Annotated in this window: 10 protein-coding genes; 4 read left to right on the top strand and 6 right to left on the bottom strand. The window is 63.0% G+C overall.

Annotation, left to right across the window (positions count from 1 at the left end; translation table 11 throughout):
• Positions 1-5: 5 nt before the first annotated feature.
• The 4 genes from CAP2UW1_RS21045 to CAP2UW1_RS24190 form a co-directional block, all read right to left on the bottom strand.
• A complete protein-coding gene (locus tag CAP2UW1_RS21045) occupies positions 6-617 on the bottom strand; it encodes a LuxR C-terminal-related transcriptional regulator (protein WP_015768638.1) in 612 nt (203 codons plus the stop codon).
• Between the two features lies 1 nt (position 618).
• Positions 619-2,037, bottom strand: coding sequence for an HlyD family type I secretion periplasmic adaptor subunit (locus CAP2UW1_RS21040; protein WP_291912447.1), 1,419 nt, complete (start codon positions 2,035-2,037; stop codon positions 619-621).
• Positions 2,034-4,235 (bottom strand): type I secretion system permease/ATPase, encoded by a 2,202-nt coding sequence (locus CAP2UW1_RS21035; RefSeq protein ID WP_015768636.1) that lies wholly within the window; start codon positions 4,233-4,235, stop codon positions 2,034-2,036. The genes CAP2UW1_RS21040 and CAP2UW1_RS21035 overlap by 4 nt, the downstream gene beginning before the upstream one ends.
• A gap of 399 nt (positions 4,236-4,634) precedes the next feature.
• Positions 4,635-5,060: a putative metalloprotease CJM1_0395 family protein gene (locus CAP2UW1_RS24190; RefSeq protein ID WP_015768634.1), complete on the bottom strand. Its 426-nt coding sequence runs from the start codon at positions 5,058-5,060 to the stop codon at positions 4,635-4,637.
• A gap of 308 nt (positions 5,061-5,368) precedes the next feature.
• Between CAP2UW1_RS24190 and CAP2UW1_RS21025 the strand changes: the two genes are divergently transcribed.
• From CAP2UW1_RS21025 to CAP2UW1_RS21010, 4 genes are all read left to right on the top strand, one after another.
• Positions 5,369-6,277 (top strand): HNH endonuclease, encoded by a 909-nt coding sequence (locus tag CAP2UW1_RS21025; RefSeq protein ID WP_291934782.1) that lies wholly within the window; start codon positions 5,369-5,371, stop codon positions 6,275-6,277.
• 22 nt (positions 6,278-6,299) lie between these two features.
• Positions 6,300-10,160, top strand: coding sequence for a DUF3427 domain-containing protein (locus tag CAP2UW1_RS21020; protein WP_015768632.1), 3,861 nt, complete (start codon positions 6,300-6,302; stop codon positions 10,158-10,160).
• 231 nt (positions 10,161-10,391) lie between these two features.
• Entirely contained in the window at positions 10,392-11,282 is an 891-nt protein-coding gene (locus tag CAP2UW1_RS21015) for a restriction endonuclease (RefSeq protein WP_291912444.1), read from the top strand.
• A gap of 310 nt (positions 11,283-11,592) precedes the next feature.
• Positions 11,593-12,804: a glutaredoxin family protein gene (locus tag CAP2UW1_RS21010; protein WP_015768630.1), complete on the top strand. Its 1,212-nt coding sequence runs from the start codon at positions 11,593-11,595 to the stop codon at positions 12,802-12,804.
• A 217-nt stretch (positions 12,805-13,021) separates the two neighbouring features.
• Here CAP2UW1_RS21010 and CAP2UW1_RS21005 read toward each other — a convergent pair whose 3' ends face one another.
• Positions 13,022-13,384 carry a PilZ domain-containing protein gene (locus CAP2UW1_RS21005; protein WP_015768629.1) on the bottom strand — a complete coding sequence of 121 codons (363 nt, stop codon included), beginning with the start codon at positions 13,382-13,384 and terminating at the stop codon, positions 13,022-13,024.
• Positions 13,385-13,403: 19 nt separating this feature from the next.
• Positions 13,404-14,063: a 7-carboxy-7-deazaguanine synthase QueE gene (gene queE, locus CAP2UW1_RS21000; RefSeq protein WP_015768628.1), complete on the bottom strand. Its 660-nt coding sequence runs from the start codon at positions 14,061-14,063 to the stop codon at positions 13,404-13,406.
• Positions 14,064-14,067: the final 4 nt, after the last annotated feature.

Here is a 14,067-nt window from a genome sequence, read left to right as displayed (position 1 = left end):
TTGAATCAGGCCCTGCTGCCGACGCCGTTGATGATCAGCGAGAGCTGCAGGCGATCGCGGGCGCCGAGCTTTTCGAGCACGGCGCTGACGTGGAACTTGACGGTTCGTTCGGTGATGGCGAGTTGCCGGGCGATTTCCTTGTTGCTCGCCCCGGCGGCCACCGCCACGGCGACCTCCTGTTCGCGCGCGGTAAGCGCGCTGCGCCAGGCATCGCCATCGCTCGGACGCTTGCTCAGCAAGGCCGCGCTGGCGACCAGCAGACGCTTCATCAGACCCTCGCCGATCCACACGCCGCCGTTCTGGACCACCGCTGCCACCTGTTGCAGCACCGTCGGTGCCGCATGCCCGTTGCAGTAAGCGGCGGCACCCGCCGCCAGGGCCGCCAGGGCGCCATCTTCATCGGGCTCGTCGGCCAGCACGATCAGCGAGCGCCCGGCCAGCCCCCGGCGCAGGCGCGCGACCAGTTCCTCGGGCCGCTGCCCGTTCGGCAGCAGTGCCCAGACCAGCGCCGGCGCTGCCGGCATGCCCTCCAGACGACCGACGATCAGGTTCGGGAACGCGGCTCGCCAGGAGTTGCGCTGCCGCGCATCGACGGAGAGAAAAATCTGCTGCAGCAACTCAACGCTCGGAAAAGGCGCGCGCCTTGGCACGCAGGACCGGCTTCAGCAGGTAGGAAAGGACGCTCTTTTCCCCGGTCACGATATCGACCTCGGCGACCATGCCGGGGATGACCGGCAGATTGTTCCCCAGCGTCGACTGATTGGTGCGCACGCGAACGATGTAGAACGCGTTGCCTTTGTCGTCGACCACGGTGTCGGCGCCGATATGTTCGAGCTTGCCGTCGAGCCCCCCGTAGATTGCGAAATCGTAAGCGGTGAACTTGACCACCGCCTTCTGGCCTGGATGCAGGAAGGCGATGTCGCGCGGATGCACGCGCGCTTCGAGCAACAGGTTGTCTTCGAGCGGGACGATTTCGACGATATCCTTGCCCGGTTGCACCACGCCACCGACGGTATTGACCAGCAGGCGCTTGACGGTTCCCTTGACCGGCGAGCGCAACACCGAACGACTGACCTTGTCGGACAGGCCGACGCCACCCTCGGCGAGACTGTTCAGCTTGGCCATCGTCTCGCCGAGTTCCTTGCCGGATTCATTGCGAAAAGCCAGCCCGACCTCCTCGATCTTGCGATTCGCTTCGTTGATCGCCGACTGCAGGCGGCCGATCTGCGCCGCTGCCATTTCGCGTTCACCGCGAAAACGCGAGACGTCGCGCTCGAGGCGCAGCAGTTCCACCTCGGAGACCGCGCCCGAACCGATCAGCGGCTTGGTCACCGACAGTTCGCGTGCCGCCAGTTCGTGCGCCTTGCTCGCCTGTTCGTGCTTGGCGCGCACCTCGACGAGTTCCTGCTGACGCTGCGTCAACTGCTGGCGGGCAATCGAGGTCGTCGTTTCGAGCTCGCTGCGCCGCGACTCATACAGGCGCCGCTCCTCTTCGGCAGTGCGCGGGTCCTCCTTGAGCACCTCGTCCGGGATCTTGAAAGGGACGCCCTCGGTCAGCGCCCGCAGACGCGCGGCCTTGGCGACCAGCGCCGTGTATTGCACGCGGCTCTCGCGCACCGACGACACGAAACGCGTCTGGTCGATGCGCAGCAGGATCTGCTCGGGTTCGACGACATCACCCTCGTGCACCAGAATCTCGTCCACGACGCCGCCGTCGAGGCTCTGCAGAACCTGCAACTGCCGCGACGGAATGACCTTGCCCTCGCCGCGCGTGACTTCGTCGACCTGGCTGACCGCCGCCCACATGACGAACAGCGCGAAGGCCACGCCGATCGACTTGAGCAGGACGCGCGCGCGCAAGGGGTCCTGTTGCAGGATGGCGTAGTCGCTGTCGGCGGCAAAACCCTGCTGTTCGCGCTCCTTCTCGACGTCGATCGCCCGGTTCATCCACGAGTCGAACCCGGGCTGCAGACGCACACGCAGCCACTCGAGGGCGCCCTGGGCACGGCGCGCGCTGGCCATCAGGCGTCCACTCATGGCGCTGCCCGCCCGACGCGCCCCGACTGCAGCGCTTCGACGACCTGATCGCGCGGCCCGTCGGCGACGATGCGCCCGTCGTCGACGACGATGAGCCGTGTCGCCAGGTCGATCAGGCTCGTCCGATGGGTGACGACGATCACGGTCTTGTGGGCGGCAAAGCGCATCAGGCGTTCCTTGAAACCCTGCTCGGTCGAAAAGTCCATCGCACTGGTCGGTTCATCGAGCAAGAGGATCGGCGGGTCCAGCAACACCGCGCGGGCAATCGCCACCTCCTGTCGCTGACCGCCCGAGAGCGATTCACCACGTTCGCCAATCAGCATGTCGAATCCCTTCGGATGGCGATTGACGAACTGCGTCAGGCCGGCGACTTCGGCGGCGGTGACGATCGCCGCGTCGTCGGCGTAGGGCGCACCGATGGCGATGTTCTCGCGCAGGGTACCGTAGAACAGGGTCGCGTCCTGGCCGACGCAACCGATGTTGCGCCGCAGGTCTGCCGGGTCGAGCTGGCGCAGGTCGATTCCGTCGATACGCACCACGCCCTGGCTCGGCTGGTACAGCCCGAGCATCAGCTTCTGCAGCGTCGTCTTGCCAGAGCCGGTACGACCGATGATGATGACGCGCTCGCCCGGCGCGATGCGCAGCGAGACATTGGTCAGCGCCGCTTCGCCCTGCTCCGGGTAGCTGAACGAGACATGGCGGAACTCGATCTCGCCGCTCAGTTCGGGCCGATGAATGAATGCCGTCGCGTCCGGACGCTCGACCGGCTGCACCATCATCTTGTCGAGCGTGGACAGCGCCAGGCGGGCGTTCTGGTATTGCATCAACAGCCCGACCACCTGCGCCAGCGGCGCGATGGCGCGGCCACCGAGCATGGTGACCGCGATCAGGCCGCCCATGGTCAGCAGGCGCTCCTGGATCAGGTAGACGCCGGCGATCACCAACGCGACATTGACCACCTGCGTGACGGCGGCCGCGCCGTTGCTGGCCGACGACGACAGCAGGCGCAACTGGACGCCGCTGCGCGCGAGGAAGGCCGTCGTGCGCTCCCACTTGTTCTGGACGACACCTTCGGCGTTCTGCGTCTTGATCGTTTCGAGCGCCGTCAGGCTTTCGATCAGCGCCGCATTGCGCTGCGCCGTGGCGCGATAGGTGGTTTCGGCCAGTTCGTGCATGCGGTGCTGGACGAGGTAGGCATAGATCACGCCGACGACCAGGCCGAGCAGGGGAATCAGGACCAGCGGCCAGGCAATCCAGACGATGACCAGCAGAAAGATCAGCGCGAACGGCAGATCGATCAAGGCCGAAACGGTTGCCGAGGCGATGAAATCGCGCACCGACTCGAACGAGCGCAGATTGGCGGCGAAGGAACCGACCGACGCCGGCCGCGCTTCCAGGCGCATGCCGAGCACGCGCTCCATGATCAAGGCCGACAGTTTGACGTCGATGCGCGCACTGGCGAGATCGATGAAGCGGCCGCGCAGCAGACGCAGCATGTAGTCCATGCCGATCACCAGCAGCACGCCCAGCGCCAGCATCCACAGGGTATCGGTGGCGTTGTTGGGGACGACGCGATCGTAGACGTTCATCACGAAAAGCGGCATCACCAGCGCGAAGATGTTGACCAGCAGTGCGGCGCCGAGAACGTCGCGATACAGCCCCGCCTGCTCGAGCAAGGCGCCCCAGAACCAGTGCCGTTCGGCGACCTGGCCGACCTCCGGCGTGCGCGCGTCGAAGCTGAAGCGCGGCCGGGCAAAGACGGCGATTCCCAGGTAGCGTTCGCTCAGCGCCGCGCGGCCGAGCAGGACCTCGCCCTGACCGGTCTCCGGAAAGAGCAGGCGCGCGGTCTCGCCGCTCTCGTCCCAACCGAGCAGCACGCAGGCGCCGTCGCCTTTCAGCAGCAGGATCACCGGCAGGAGGACGCTGTCGATGTCGGCGAGTTGCCGGCGCACGATCCGGCTCGACAGACCGGCGCGTGCCGCCGCGCGCGCAAATAAGGAAGGCGTCAGGCCGCCGCCCGCCAGCGGCAGACCCGCCGACAATGCCGCGCGCGTGCTCGGCCGACCATGCAGCCGCGTCAGCTCGACGAGGCAGGCGAGCAGCGGATCGTGATGGAGAAGATCCTCGCGCAAGCCCTCGCCGAGGCCGGGCTGCGGCGTGCCTGTCGGGGGATTCGGGGAGGTGTCGGTGGAAGTCATCCGGGAGCCTGCGTTGCCAGAGGTTTGAATCCTACAGCGCCATGACAGCATTTGGGTGTTCTGCACGGGCATGAAGCCTCAAAGCGTCCTACCTGTCGCCACTTTGCGGCAGATCAACTGAAAGCCTCGGCAGCGACTCACGAGTGGCTCCTGGCCGCAGGTGGACGAGCTTCGGGACGAGACCGGGAATGCGTCGAGCATTCGCGCTGTCCGTTGCGGCTTTCCGGTATGCAAGCCCTCGCCTGAGGAAACGACCGGCGAGGTCAGCTTTGCGCTGGCGCTGTGGGTCGGCGAGACCTGGCTGCTGACGGGCCAGACGGCTGAAGGGGAATTTCAGGGACAGGAATTTCAGGGACAGCATACTAAACTCATCCCTCAACAGGCCAAGGGGGAAAGGCGTCAATGCGGGTGCGTCGAGAAGGTGCGACAAGCAGCAGATAGAGTTCGATATACTGTCCCCAAAACTCCCCAAAACTCCCAGCTGTCCCCAAAACTCCCTGTCCCCAAAACTCCCGGATCGCCACCGGAAGAGATGTCGATACTCACCTCGCCAGCCACAGCGTACCGCTGGTTGTCCGGGCCAAGCTGATAGGTGAAGGACGCCGCGCCGGTCAGGCCAGCGCCAGCCGCGATGTGCGCCAGTTCGTGCGCACGCACGTTCCGGTCGGTCGCCCGCAGCACATCCACCTGCCGTTGTTCCTCGACGGATAGGCCATTCTGGACCGGGCTGCTCTGCTCAGCGTCGGCCGGCTGATCGCCCCCGCGGTCGCGCGTTGCGACTCCCGCGGAAAGGGCTGCCTGCAAACGGGAGACACTGCTGATCACGAGAACCTCGAAAGTCAGACGCCGACCCGCTGACTATAGCCCCGGCGGCACGAATATTCCAGTCGGCCGTTGCCGCTAGCGGCGTGCCCAAGCGACCTCGTACTTGCCGTGCGAATCATCTGTGATGCCCAGCATTTGCATGCTGGGCACTCTCGCAGACGTGCCAACCCCCCGCCGCGACCGTCGATTCGGTAGATCCAGTGGGCTTGCAGCGCGATCCCCGGAACGAAGGAGTAAACTGGCCGCCACCAACAACAATTCAGAGAGGGATGTCCCGCTTATGGACGCCAAGTCGGTTAGCCAGACAGGTGGCAGCGCTGAATATCGAGTCCGTCGTGGCTTGCGCTACCGGCTGCCAAGACGCTTTTGGGCCTGGCACGCGCCGGAAGTGTTCAGACAAGCTCCGCGTAGGATTTGAGGCTCCGAGAAATCCAACGATGACCACCGCGAGAGGAAAACCCTGGACCCGCGACGAACTCATCGTCGTCATGAACTTGTATTGCCGCATCCCGTTCGGGCGTCAGGACAGCGGGTCGCCTGAGGTGATCGAGCTGGCAAGCGCACTCGGGCGTACCCCTGGCAGTGTCGCGATGAAGCTCAACAATCTCACTTCGCTCGACCCGCAAGAAGCCGCGCGTGGCGTCAAAGGACTGAGGGGCGCAAGCCGGCTCGATCGGTCCGTTTGGGATGAGTTTCATGCAGACTGGGAAGCGCTGGCGATCGAAAGCGAGCAACTCAGGGAGCAAGTCCACCCGAGTCGGCAGACGGCAATGGCCGGTGAGGATCAGGAGCCACCCGGCCAAGTGCACATGGAAGGGGAACGAGCGGTCAAGGTCCGGCTGGCCCAGCGCTTCTTCAGGAGCATGGTGCTGACAGCCTATCACTGCGAATGCTGCGTTTCCGGCAATCCGGTGGCGGAACTGCTGGTCGCCAGCCATATTCTTCCTTGGGCGAGCTACCCTGCGCATCGAGTGAATCCGCGCAACGGACTCTGTCTTTCGCGGCTTCACGACGGCGCCTTCGACCAAGGACTGATTGCATTTGACGACGATTACCGTCTACTGTTGAGCAAGCGGCTCAGGGATCACCTGACGAGCCAGGCGATCCGCGACAACTTTGCTCCTTACGAAGCAAAGGCGCTGGACCTCCCCGAGAAGTTTTGCCCCGACCGGCGCTTTCTCGCTGAGCATCGCGAAGCCATCTTCGCGGGCTGCTGACGCCCCCACCGACACTCAGCCGATGACAAACACCCTGGCGTACTACGACGAGAACGCTGCGAGCTTCTTTGCCGAGACCGCGAATGTCGATATGTCCGCGCTGCACGCGCGCTTCCTTGCGCATGTCGTTCCTGGTGGACTTATCCTCGACGCAGGCTGTGGTTCAGGGCGTGATGCCAAGGCGTTCTTGTCGCGCAACTACCGGGTTGTTGCCTTTGATGCTTCGCCACGTCTGGCGGAATTGGCTGCACGCCATCTGGAGCAACCCGTCGCCGTCAAGACTTTCGCGGACGTTTCCGAAGAGGCTCTCTACGACGGTATCTGGGCTTGCGCCAGCCTTCTTCATCTTCCCGCGGCCGACATCCCAGTGACGCTGCAGAGTTTGTGGTCGGCGCTCAAGCCGGGCGGAGCGTTCTACCTCAGCTTCAAGGTCGGCGAGGGAGAGCGGCAGCACGCTGGTCGCCACTACACGGATGTCAACGAAACCACCCTGCGGGCGTGGCTGACCGCTTTGCCGAGCTTGCACGCACTTGATTGCTGGATAAACGCAGATCGACGGCCCGGCCGGCAAGAGCAGTGGATCAACGCCATTGCGGTTAGCCGCGCTGCTGGCGCGAGCAGGTTGGTTACCGGTGGCGACAACCCGTTCTTGCCGCACCTCTGCCAATCGATCAGCCGAGCGACGGAAGTTGATTTCGCTGTTGCCTTCATCAAAGCTACGGGTCTGCGCCTGCTCTTGCCGGACCTGCATGACACCCTCTCTTCTCCATTCCAAACCTCGAATCGTCCAGCGCGACTCCGCGTGGTAACCAGCGACTATCTGGATATCACCGACCCGGATGCGCTGCGTCTACTCCTGCTCTTGCAGGAGAAAGGCGCGCAAGTCCGCGTGTACGAAGCGGCCAACAGTAGCTTTCACCTGAAGGCGTACTTGTTTGCTCGCTATGCCGAGAGCGGGCAACTGCATGGCACGGCGTTTATCGGTTCGAGCAACATCAGCCGCCAAGCTCTGCAAGATGGTTTGGAATGGAATTACCGGATCGACTATCCCGGCGACGATGGCTTTCTCGAAGCTCAGCGGCAGTTTGAGGGGCTTTTCACGCACCCGAGAACAGTTCTGCTGACCGATGAGTGGATCGAACGCTATGAAGCCCGCAGAGTTACGCCCCCACAGGCAGTCGGGCCGGGCAGCCAGGAACAGGAGGCGCCACCGCGAGCAACGTGCGTACAACTGGCCGCCCTGGCCGCGTTGCAGGCGACTCGCGGGCAGGGGTTTCGGCGCGGTCTGGTCGTACTCGCTACTGGCCTCGGCAAGACTTGGCTGGCCGTCTTCGATGCGGAACAGCTAGGTGCCCGCCGCGTCTTGTTTGTCGCGCACCGCGAAGAAATTCTTGAGCAGGCAGCAGAAACCTTTCTGCGTATCCGACCCAAATCGCGCGTCGGCTTCTACGTGGGGCAACGACGCGATGTCGAGGTCGACGTACTGTGTGCTTCGGTTCAGACCCTCAGCCGTTCCTCGCACCTTGAGCGTTTTCTGCCAGGGCATTTCGACTACCTCGTCATCGACGAATTCCACCACGCTGCTGCCGCCACCTATCGGCGTCTGCTCAGCTATTTCACCCCCCGCTTCCTGCTCGGGTTGACGGCGACGCCCGACCGCACCGATCAATCCGACATCTTGTCGCTGTGCGATGACAACCTTGTCTTCACGCACGACCTCTTCGCGGGTATTGACTGCGGCTTGCTTGCTCCCTTTCACTACTACGGCATTTACGACGATTCAGTCGACTATCGGGAAATCCCTTGGCGCAATGGCCGCTTCGATCCAGAGCAACTTGCCAACAAGCTCGCCACTTTGGCGCGTGCGCGCCATGCCCTACGTGAATGGCGGCAACGCGGTCAGCAACGTACGCTCGCCTTCTGCATGTCGATCCGCCATGCCGAGTTCATGGCGGCGCACTTCCTTCAGGCTGGCGTGGCGGCCGCTGCGGTCTATTCCGGCTCGTCAATGAGTCGCGGCGATGCCTTGGCACAATTGCGCGATCGCCGCCTTTGGGTGATCTTCTCCGTCGATCTCTTCAACGAAGGGGTTGACCTGCCGGCAATCGACACGGTAATGATGTTGCGCCCCACCGAATCTAAAGTACTCTTCCTCCAACAACTCGGGCGAGGGCTGCGCAAGACCACTGAGAAGGAGCGGCTGGTCGTTCTTGACTTCATCGGCAACCACCACAGTTTCCTGCATAAGCCCGCAGCGTTACTCAACGTGGGCGCCAGCTATCGGCAATTGGCGGAATTTGCTCGCCAGGTCGAGCAGCAACGTTTGGTTCTGCCCGCAGGCTGCTTCGTCAACTATGACCTCCAATTGATCGAGTTCCTGAAGTCGCTCGATGGTAAAGGTACCGAGAAGGACTATGCAGCGCTCAAGGAAGGCCTTGGCCGGCGCCCCTGCCTCAGCGAGTTCTACCGATCGGGTGCCAACGTCCAGACGATGCGCAGGCAGTTCGGCAGTTGGTTTGAATTGTTGCAGGCAATGGGTGACCTAACCCAGGCAGAATCGGCAGCCGCCACGTTCCAGTTGCCCTTCCTGCGAGAAGTCGAGGCAACCCGTATGACCCGCAGCTTCAAGATGGTCATGCTGGAAGCCTTGCAGGAACTCGGGGGCTGGCTGAAACCGCCAACACTTTCCGCGCTGGCCGAACGCTCGTGGCGGGTCTTACAGCGTAGGCGTCCGCTGCTTGCCGATCTGCCGGCGGAAATGGCGGTGCTAGCCGACGGCACAGACGCCGCCTGGCAACGCTATTGGCTGGGCAATCCGGTCAACGCATGGATCGGCGGGAATCTGGCGGAGGCGACCAGTGCTTTCTTCAGAGTTGAAGATCAACGTTTGGCCCCGAACTTCAGCCTCCCTGCAGATCAGTTGGAGCCTTTCTCTGCACTCGTTCAGGAACTGGTAGATTACCGTCTCGCGGCGTACGAGACGCGACGCCCGCAGGAACAAGCCCCCGACAACGTAATTCACCTTCGGCGGCCTGCGGGTGGTGCCGCGCTGTCCCGCATCGAGTTGCCCTTCTTCCCCAACCTCAGGATCGCGTGCGGGCATTTCCGGACAGGCAGCGCTGACGCGCCGGAGTTCCGATCTGTGGGCTCGGGCCATGGTCGCCTTGACCCGGCACGCCACTTCATCGCGCGCGCCTCGGGCAACTCGATGGATGGCGGCAAGGAGCCGATTCGCAACGGCGACTATTTGTTGCTGGAACACCTCGGTGCCGGCAGCGCCGGGTCGATCACCGGCTGCGTCCTGGCGATCGAGCGCCAAGATGCGGCCGGCGACGACCAGTATCTCTTGCGTGTCGTGCACAAGACGGCGGATGGCCGCTATCTCCTCAAAGCCAACAACCCGGACTACCGCGATCTGCCTGCCAGCGATGAAATGCGGACGTTGGCTAGGTTCAAGGCAGTTATCGACCCACTGGAGATGGCCATTGGCCAAGCCTGGCTGCGCGAGGAGATTCCGCCGCTGTTTGGCGAGACGTTCAATCCCGGCAACTGGAACAGCGGGCATGTCGTTCTGACGGCGCGGAAGGCTCACATCCTATTGGTGACCCTCAACAAGCAGGGCAAATCCGAGGACCATCGCTACCTCGACCATTGGCTAGATGAGCACAGCTTCCATTGGCAAAGCCAGAACTCAAGTTCGCCGACGAGCAAGCGGGGCCGGGAGATCATCGACCACCAGCGGCTCGGCATGAGCATCCACCTGTTTGTGCGTGACGCGCGGTTGGCGGGCCGTACGGCGGCGAGATTCGTCTATCACGGATCGGTGAGCTACCGAAGCCACAGTGGTAGCGAACCAATGAGTGTGATTTTCGAGGTGATGTAGCCGCAGGCATCGGCAGTCGCTCAACCGCACCGGCATCCTTCTTCAGCCTAGTAGCCAGTTGTACAATTCGGAATCAATACCAGATCGGTTTCTGCGATGGCCCGAAGAGGCAGGAAAAGTGAGTCCCTGGCTGACGCTCTCATAGATCTGCCTTGGCAGGTGAGTATCGTCCTCGCGCTTCTCTGTTTTGTCGGTTTAAGGTGGATTCTGCCTGTCATGTGGTCATCAAGTATGTACCTCAAGCCGATAGCAATGAGCTTGTCGGGGATCGCGTGGCTTTTCTCCAGCGTATTCCTGCTGATCGGCATCGTGGCTTTGGCCATTCAGAAAAGGGCGGTAGCCAGGGAGGCGTCAACGGTTCGCGAGCCTTTCCTGGGCGACGCACCCCGTCCGGGGTCGCAGAGCACAGCCGAGGCCGCCAGCGACCGACCGCAGGAACGACGCGAACCCGTCGATATGGAATGGCCCAACGCGCGACCGAGTGCGCCAGTCGGACGAGGACTCTTGGGTGAGCCTCTCTACAGTCTTTCCGCACCTGCAGAATCGATCGCAACATCCAGACCAATGGAGTGGTCTTTGGACTTGCTGCGCGACATCGAATGGAAGCGGTTCGAAGATCTGTGCCAGCGATTCTACGCAGCCAAGGGAATACGAAGCCGAGCGACGAGCTTGGGCGCAGATGGTGGTGTCGATGTTCGGCTGTACCAAGGCGACGGCGAGGATGTGACAGCCGTTGTCCAGTGCAAGGCGTGGGGCGCGCGTTTCGTCGGCGTCAAGCCTGTCCGAGAACTCCTGGGGGTGATGACCCACGAGAAGATCGATAAGGCTTTTCTCATGACGAGTAGCCAGTTTTCCGAGGACGCGAAGGCGTTTGCCAGGAGCAACCGGATCACTCTCATTGATGGGCAGATGCTGTTGGTGATGATCAAGCGACTACCTGTCGAGTCGCAAGATGCTCTGCTGGACTTTGCGACCGCAGGTGATTACAACGTTCCGTCCTGTCCGAGTTGCGGCGTCAAGATGAAGCGAGTGTCGGGCAAGGCCGGCCGACACGATTTCTGGGGCTGCGGGACCTTCCCCAGGTGCCATCAGAAACTCGGAATGCGGCGCTCTGACTGGTAAGCGCGGCTGGTGTGCAGTAAGGCTCGTCCAGGTGCCGGTGATACCGGAATAGCAAGTCGCTTGCTCACTCGGGCGATTGACTTCTTTGCCGTTGCCCAGGGCCCGCAAAGCTGCCGCGCGCCAGTTCCGGCCTATATGCGTATTTCACGCCATCGTGACCGGTGATTTCACGAGAGCGTGACCGCCATTTCATCAAAAGCGTGACCGATTGAGGTAACATTCAACACTATCCATGCGGCATCTCTCCACCGGTCACGATGAGGCGAAACCACCGGTCACGTTCCGCGAAATACGCACCTATACTGTTCGCATGCGGCAGAGTTCATCCCTTGCGCGGTCCTGCTTCCCCGTCATCCACCTGCTCGGTGCGATCCTCTGGCTGACGGCGCTATGCGCGGGTCAGGCGATTGCGGCGGCGGAAGCGGAAGGAAGCGTGCTGCCGGAGATCGAGGTCTTCGTCAGGGAAGGCTGTCCGCATTGCGAGGCGGCCAAGCGCTTTCTCGCCGACCTAGAGCGTGAGCGGCCAGGCCTGCGCGTTACCCTGGTCGATATCCGGCGCGACCCTGACGCGCTCGCGCGCCTCGATGAGCTCTCGCGCAACGCCGGCATCACGCAACCCGGCGTACCGACGATCCGTATTGGTGCCGCCCTCATCGTCGGTTTCGATACGCCGGCGACGACCGGAGCGCAGATACGCGCGGCGCTCGATCAGGCGCGATTCCCCGTCGCCGCCGGCGAAACTTGCGGCCTCGCTGAGGCAGGCGAATGCAAGCCGGCAGCCGGCGATTCGGTCGACATTCCCTTTGTTGGCCGGCAGATCGGCGTCAACGATCTCGGCTTGCCGTTGTTCACGATCATCATCGGTCTGCTCGACGGCTTCAATCCCTGCTCGATGTGGGTACTGATCCTGATGATCTCGATGCTCGCGTCGCTCGGCGATCGACGCCGGATGCTGGCCATCGCCGGCACCTTCGTCGCCATCGAGGGAGTCGCCTATTTCGCCTTCATGGCTGCCTGGCTGAACGTGTTCCTGCTGATCGGCCTGTCACGCATCTCGGAGATCGTGATCGCGTTGCTGGCCATCATTGCTGGTGCGATCAACCTGAAGGATTTCGTGGCCTTCGGACGCGCCATCACGCTGTCGATTCCGGCAGCGGCCAAGCCGGGAATCTATGCCCGCTTGCGCGCCATCCTTCGTGCCGATCGCCTCTGGCCGGCTCTGCTTGGCACCGCGGTGTTGGCGGTGCTGGTGCAGATCGTCGAATTGCTGTGTACCTCGGGCTTTCCGGCTCTTTACACGCGCATACTCACGCTGCGCCAGCTCGACAATGCCAGCTACTATGGCTATCTGCTGCTCTACAATTTGATGTACATGCTCGACGATATGGTCATTCTCGGCGTCGGCGTCGCGACGTTGAGCCAACGCCGGCTGCAGGAAAACGAGGGACGATTGCTCAAGCTGCTGGCAGGACTGGTGATGCTTGGACTGGGCGTCTATCTGCTCATCCCCGCCTCGGCGTAGGTAGCCAGCAAGCGCTGCAGCCGAGAAGCCGAGAGCAGGCAGGGCAGGTACGCAGCCGGGTGAAGAGAGGTGGCGGTCTGTCGCCCGGCGATGGCGATTTATCTCGCTGCCGGCTGGCAGCGTCCGCCGGTTCGCTCAGGTCGCGCGCGTGCCGGTGGCTGCCGCGGAGCGGTCAGCGGCTGTACCCCGAGGGCTTGTTTGTCGTGCAGGGAGACGACTACTCGGAAACCAGTGCCGAGAGTTCGCGTTGCAAGAGGTCCGCGTCGCCGAGATTGAGTTCGACCAGGCGGCGCAGATGGGTGACGCTGTCGATGTCGATGGTGTTGCAGACGAGGCCAGCCTGCCGCGTATCGCCATGCGCGACGGTGGCCTGCATGGAAATCGCATCGCCGGTCTCGTCGAGTTGAACATGCAGCAGGCACGCGGCACCGGTTCGCAGATCAGCACCCTCCGGCAGGCTGATGAGCGCTCCCTTCAGGGAAATGTCGAGCAGACGTACCGCCAAGTGCTGTTGATCGACCAGCAGTTGCGCTGGCGACGCGAAGGCGATACGGGAATAGTGACGGCGGTCGTCGGTCATGGCGTTTGGCTCGCAGGGCTCACTTGCCTCGCATGTTACCCCAAAGCACCTTGTGCAGCTGCAACTGAAAGCGCACGGGCAGGCGATCGGCAAGAATCCATTCCGCCAGTGTCGACGCCGCAAGTTCCCCCGCGACCGGGGAGAAGAGCAGCGGACAGACGTCGGCCAAACGGCGCTCGACGATCACTTGCCGCGCCCATTCGTAGTCGGCTCGATGCGCGAGGACGAACTTGATCTCGTCGCCACTGTTCAGCAGCGACAGGTTCGCCCAAAGGTTGCGGTCTGACTCGCCGGAGCCGGGGGCTTTCAGGTCGACGATTCGCGCAACCCGTTGATCGACGCCGCCGATGTCGAGCGCGCCCGAGGTTTCCAAAGACACGGCATAGCCGGTGTCGCACAATTCGCTCAGCAAGGCCAGGCACGCCGGCTGGGCGAGAGGCTCACCGCCGGTGACGCAAACGTGGCGTACGTCGTGTCGCGCTACCTCGGCGAGGATGTCGGGCAGCGTCATCGTCCGGCCGCCGGCAAAGGCATACGCCGTGTCGCACCAGACGCAACGCAAGGGGCAGCCGGTCAGGCGAACGAAAACCGTCGGCAGCCCGACGCGAGAAGTCTCACCTTGCAGGGACAGGAAGATCTCGCTGATCTTCAGCGACAGCGGCTTGCCTGAGGCCTTCAACCGC

Origin of the sequence: Candidatus Accumulibacter phosphatis, assembly GCF_000024165.1 — a bacterium.
GTDB lineage: Bacteria > Pseudomonadota > Gammaproteobacteria > Burkholderiales > Rhodocyclaceae > Accumulibacter > Accumulibacter phosphatis.
Note: the sequence above shows the minus strand (reverse complement) of the source record. Positions and strands in the feature narration are given on the sequence as shown.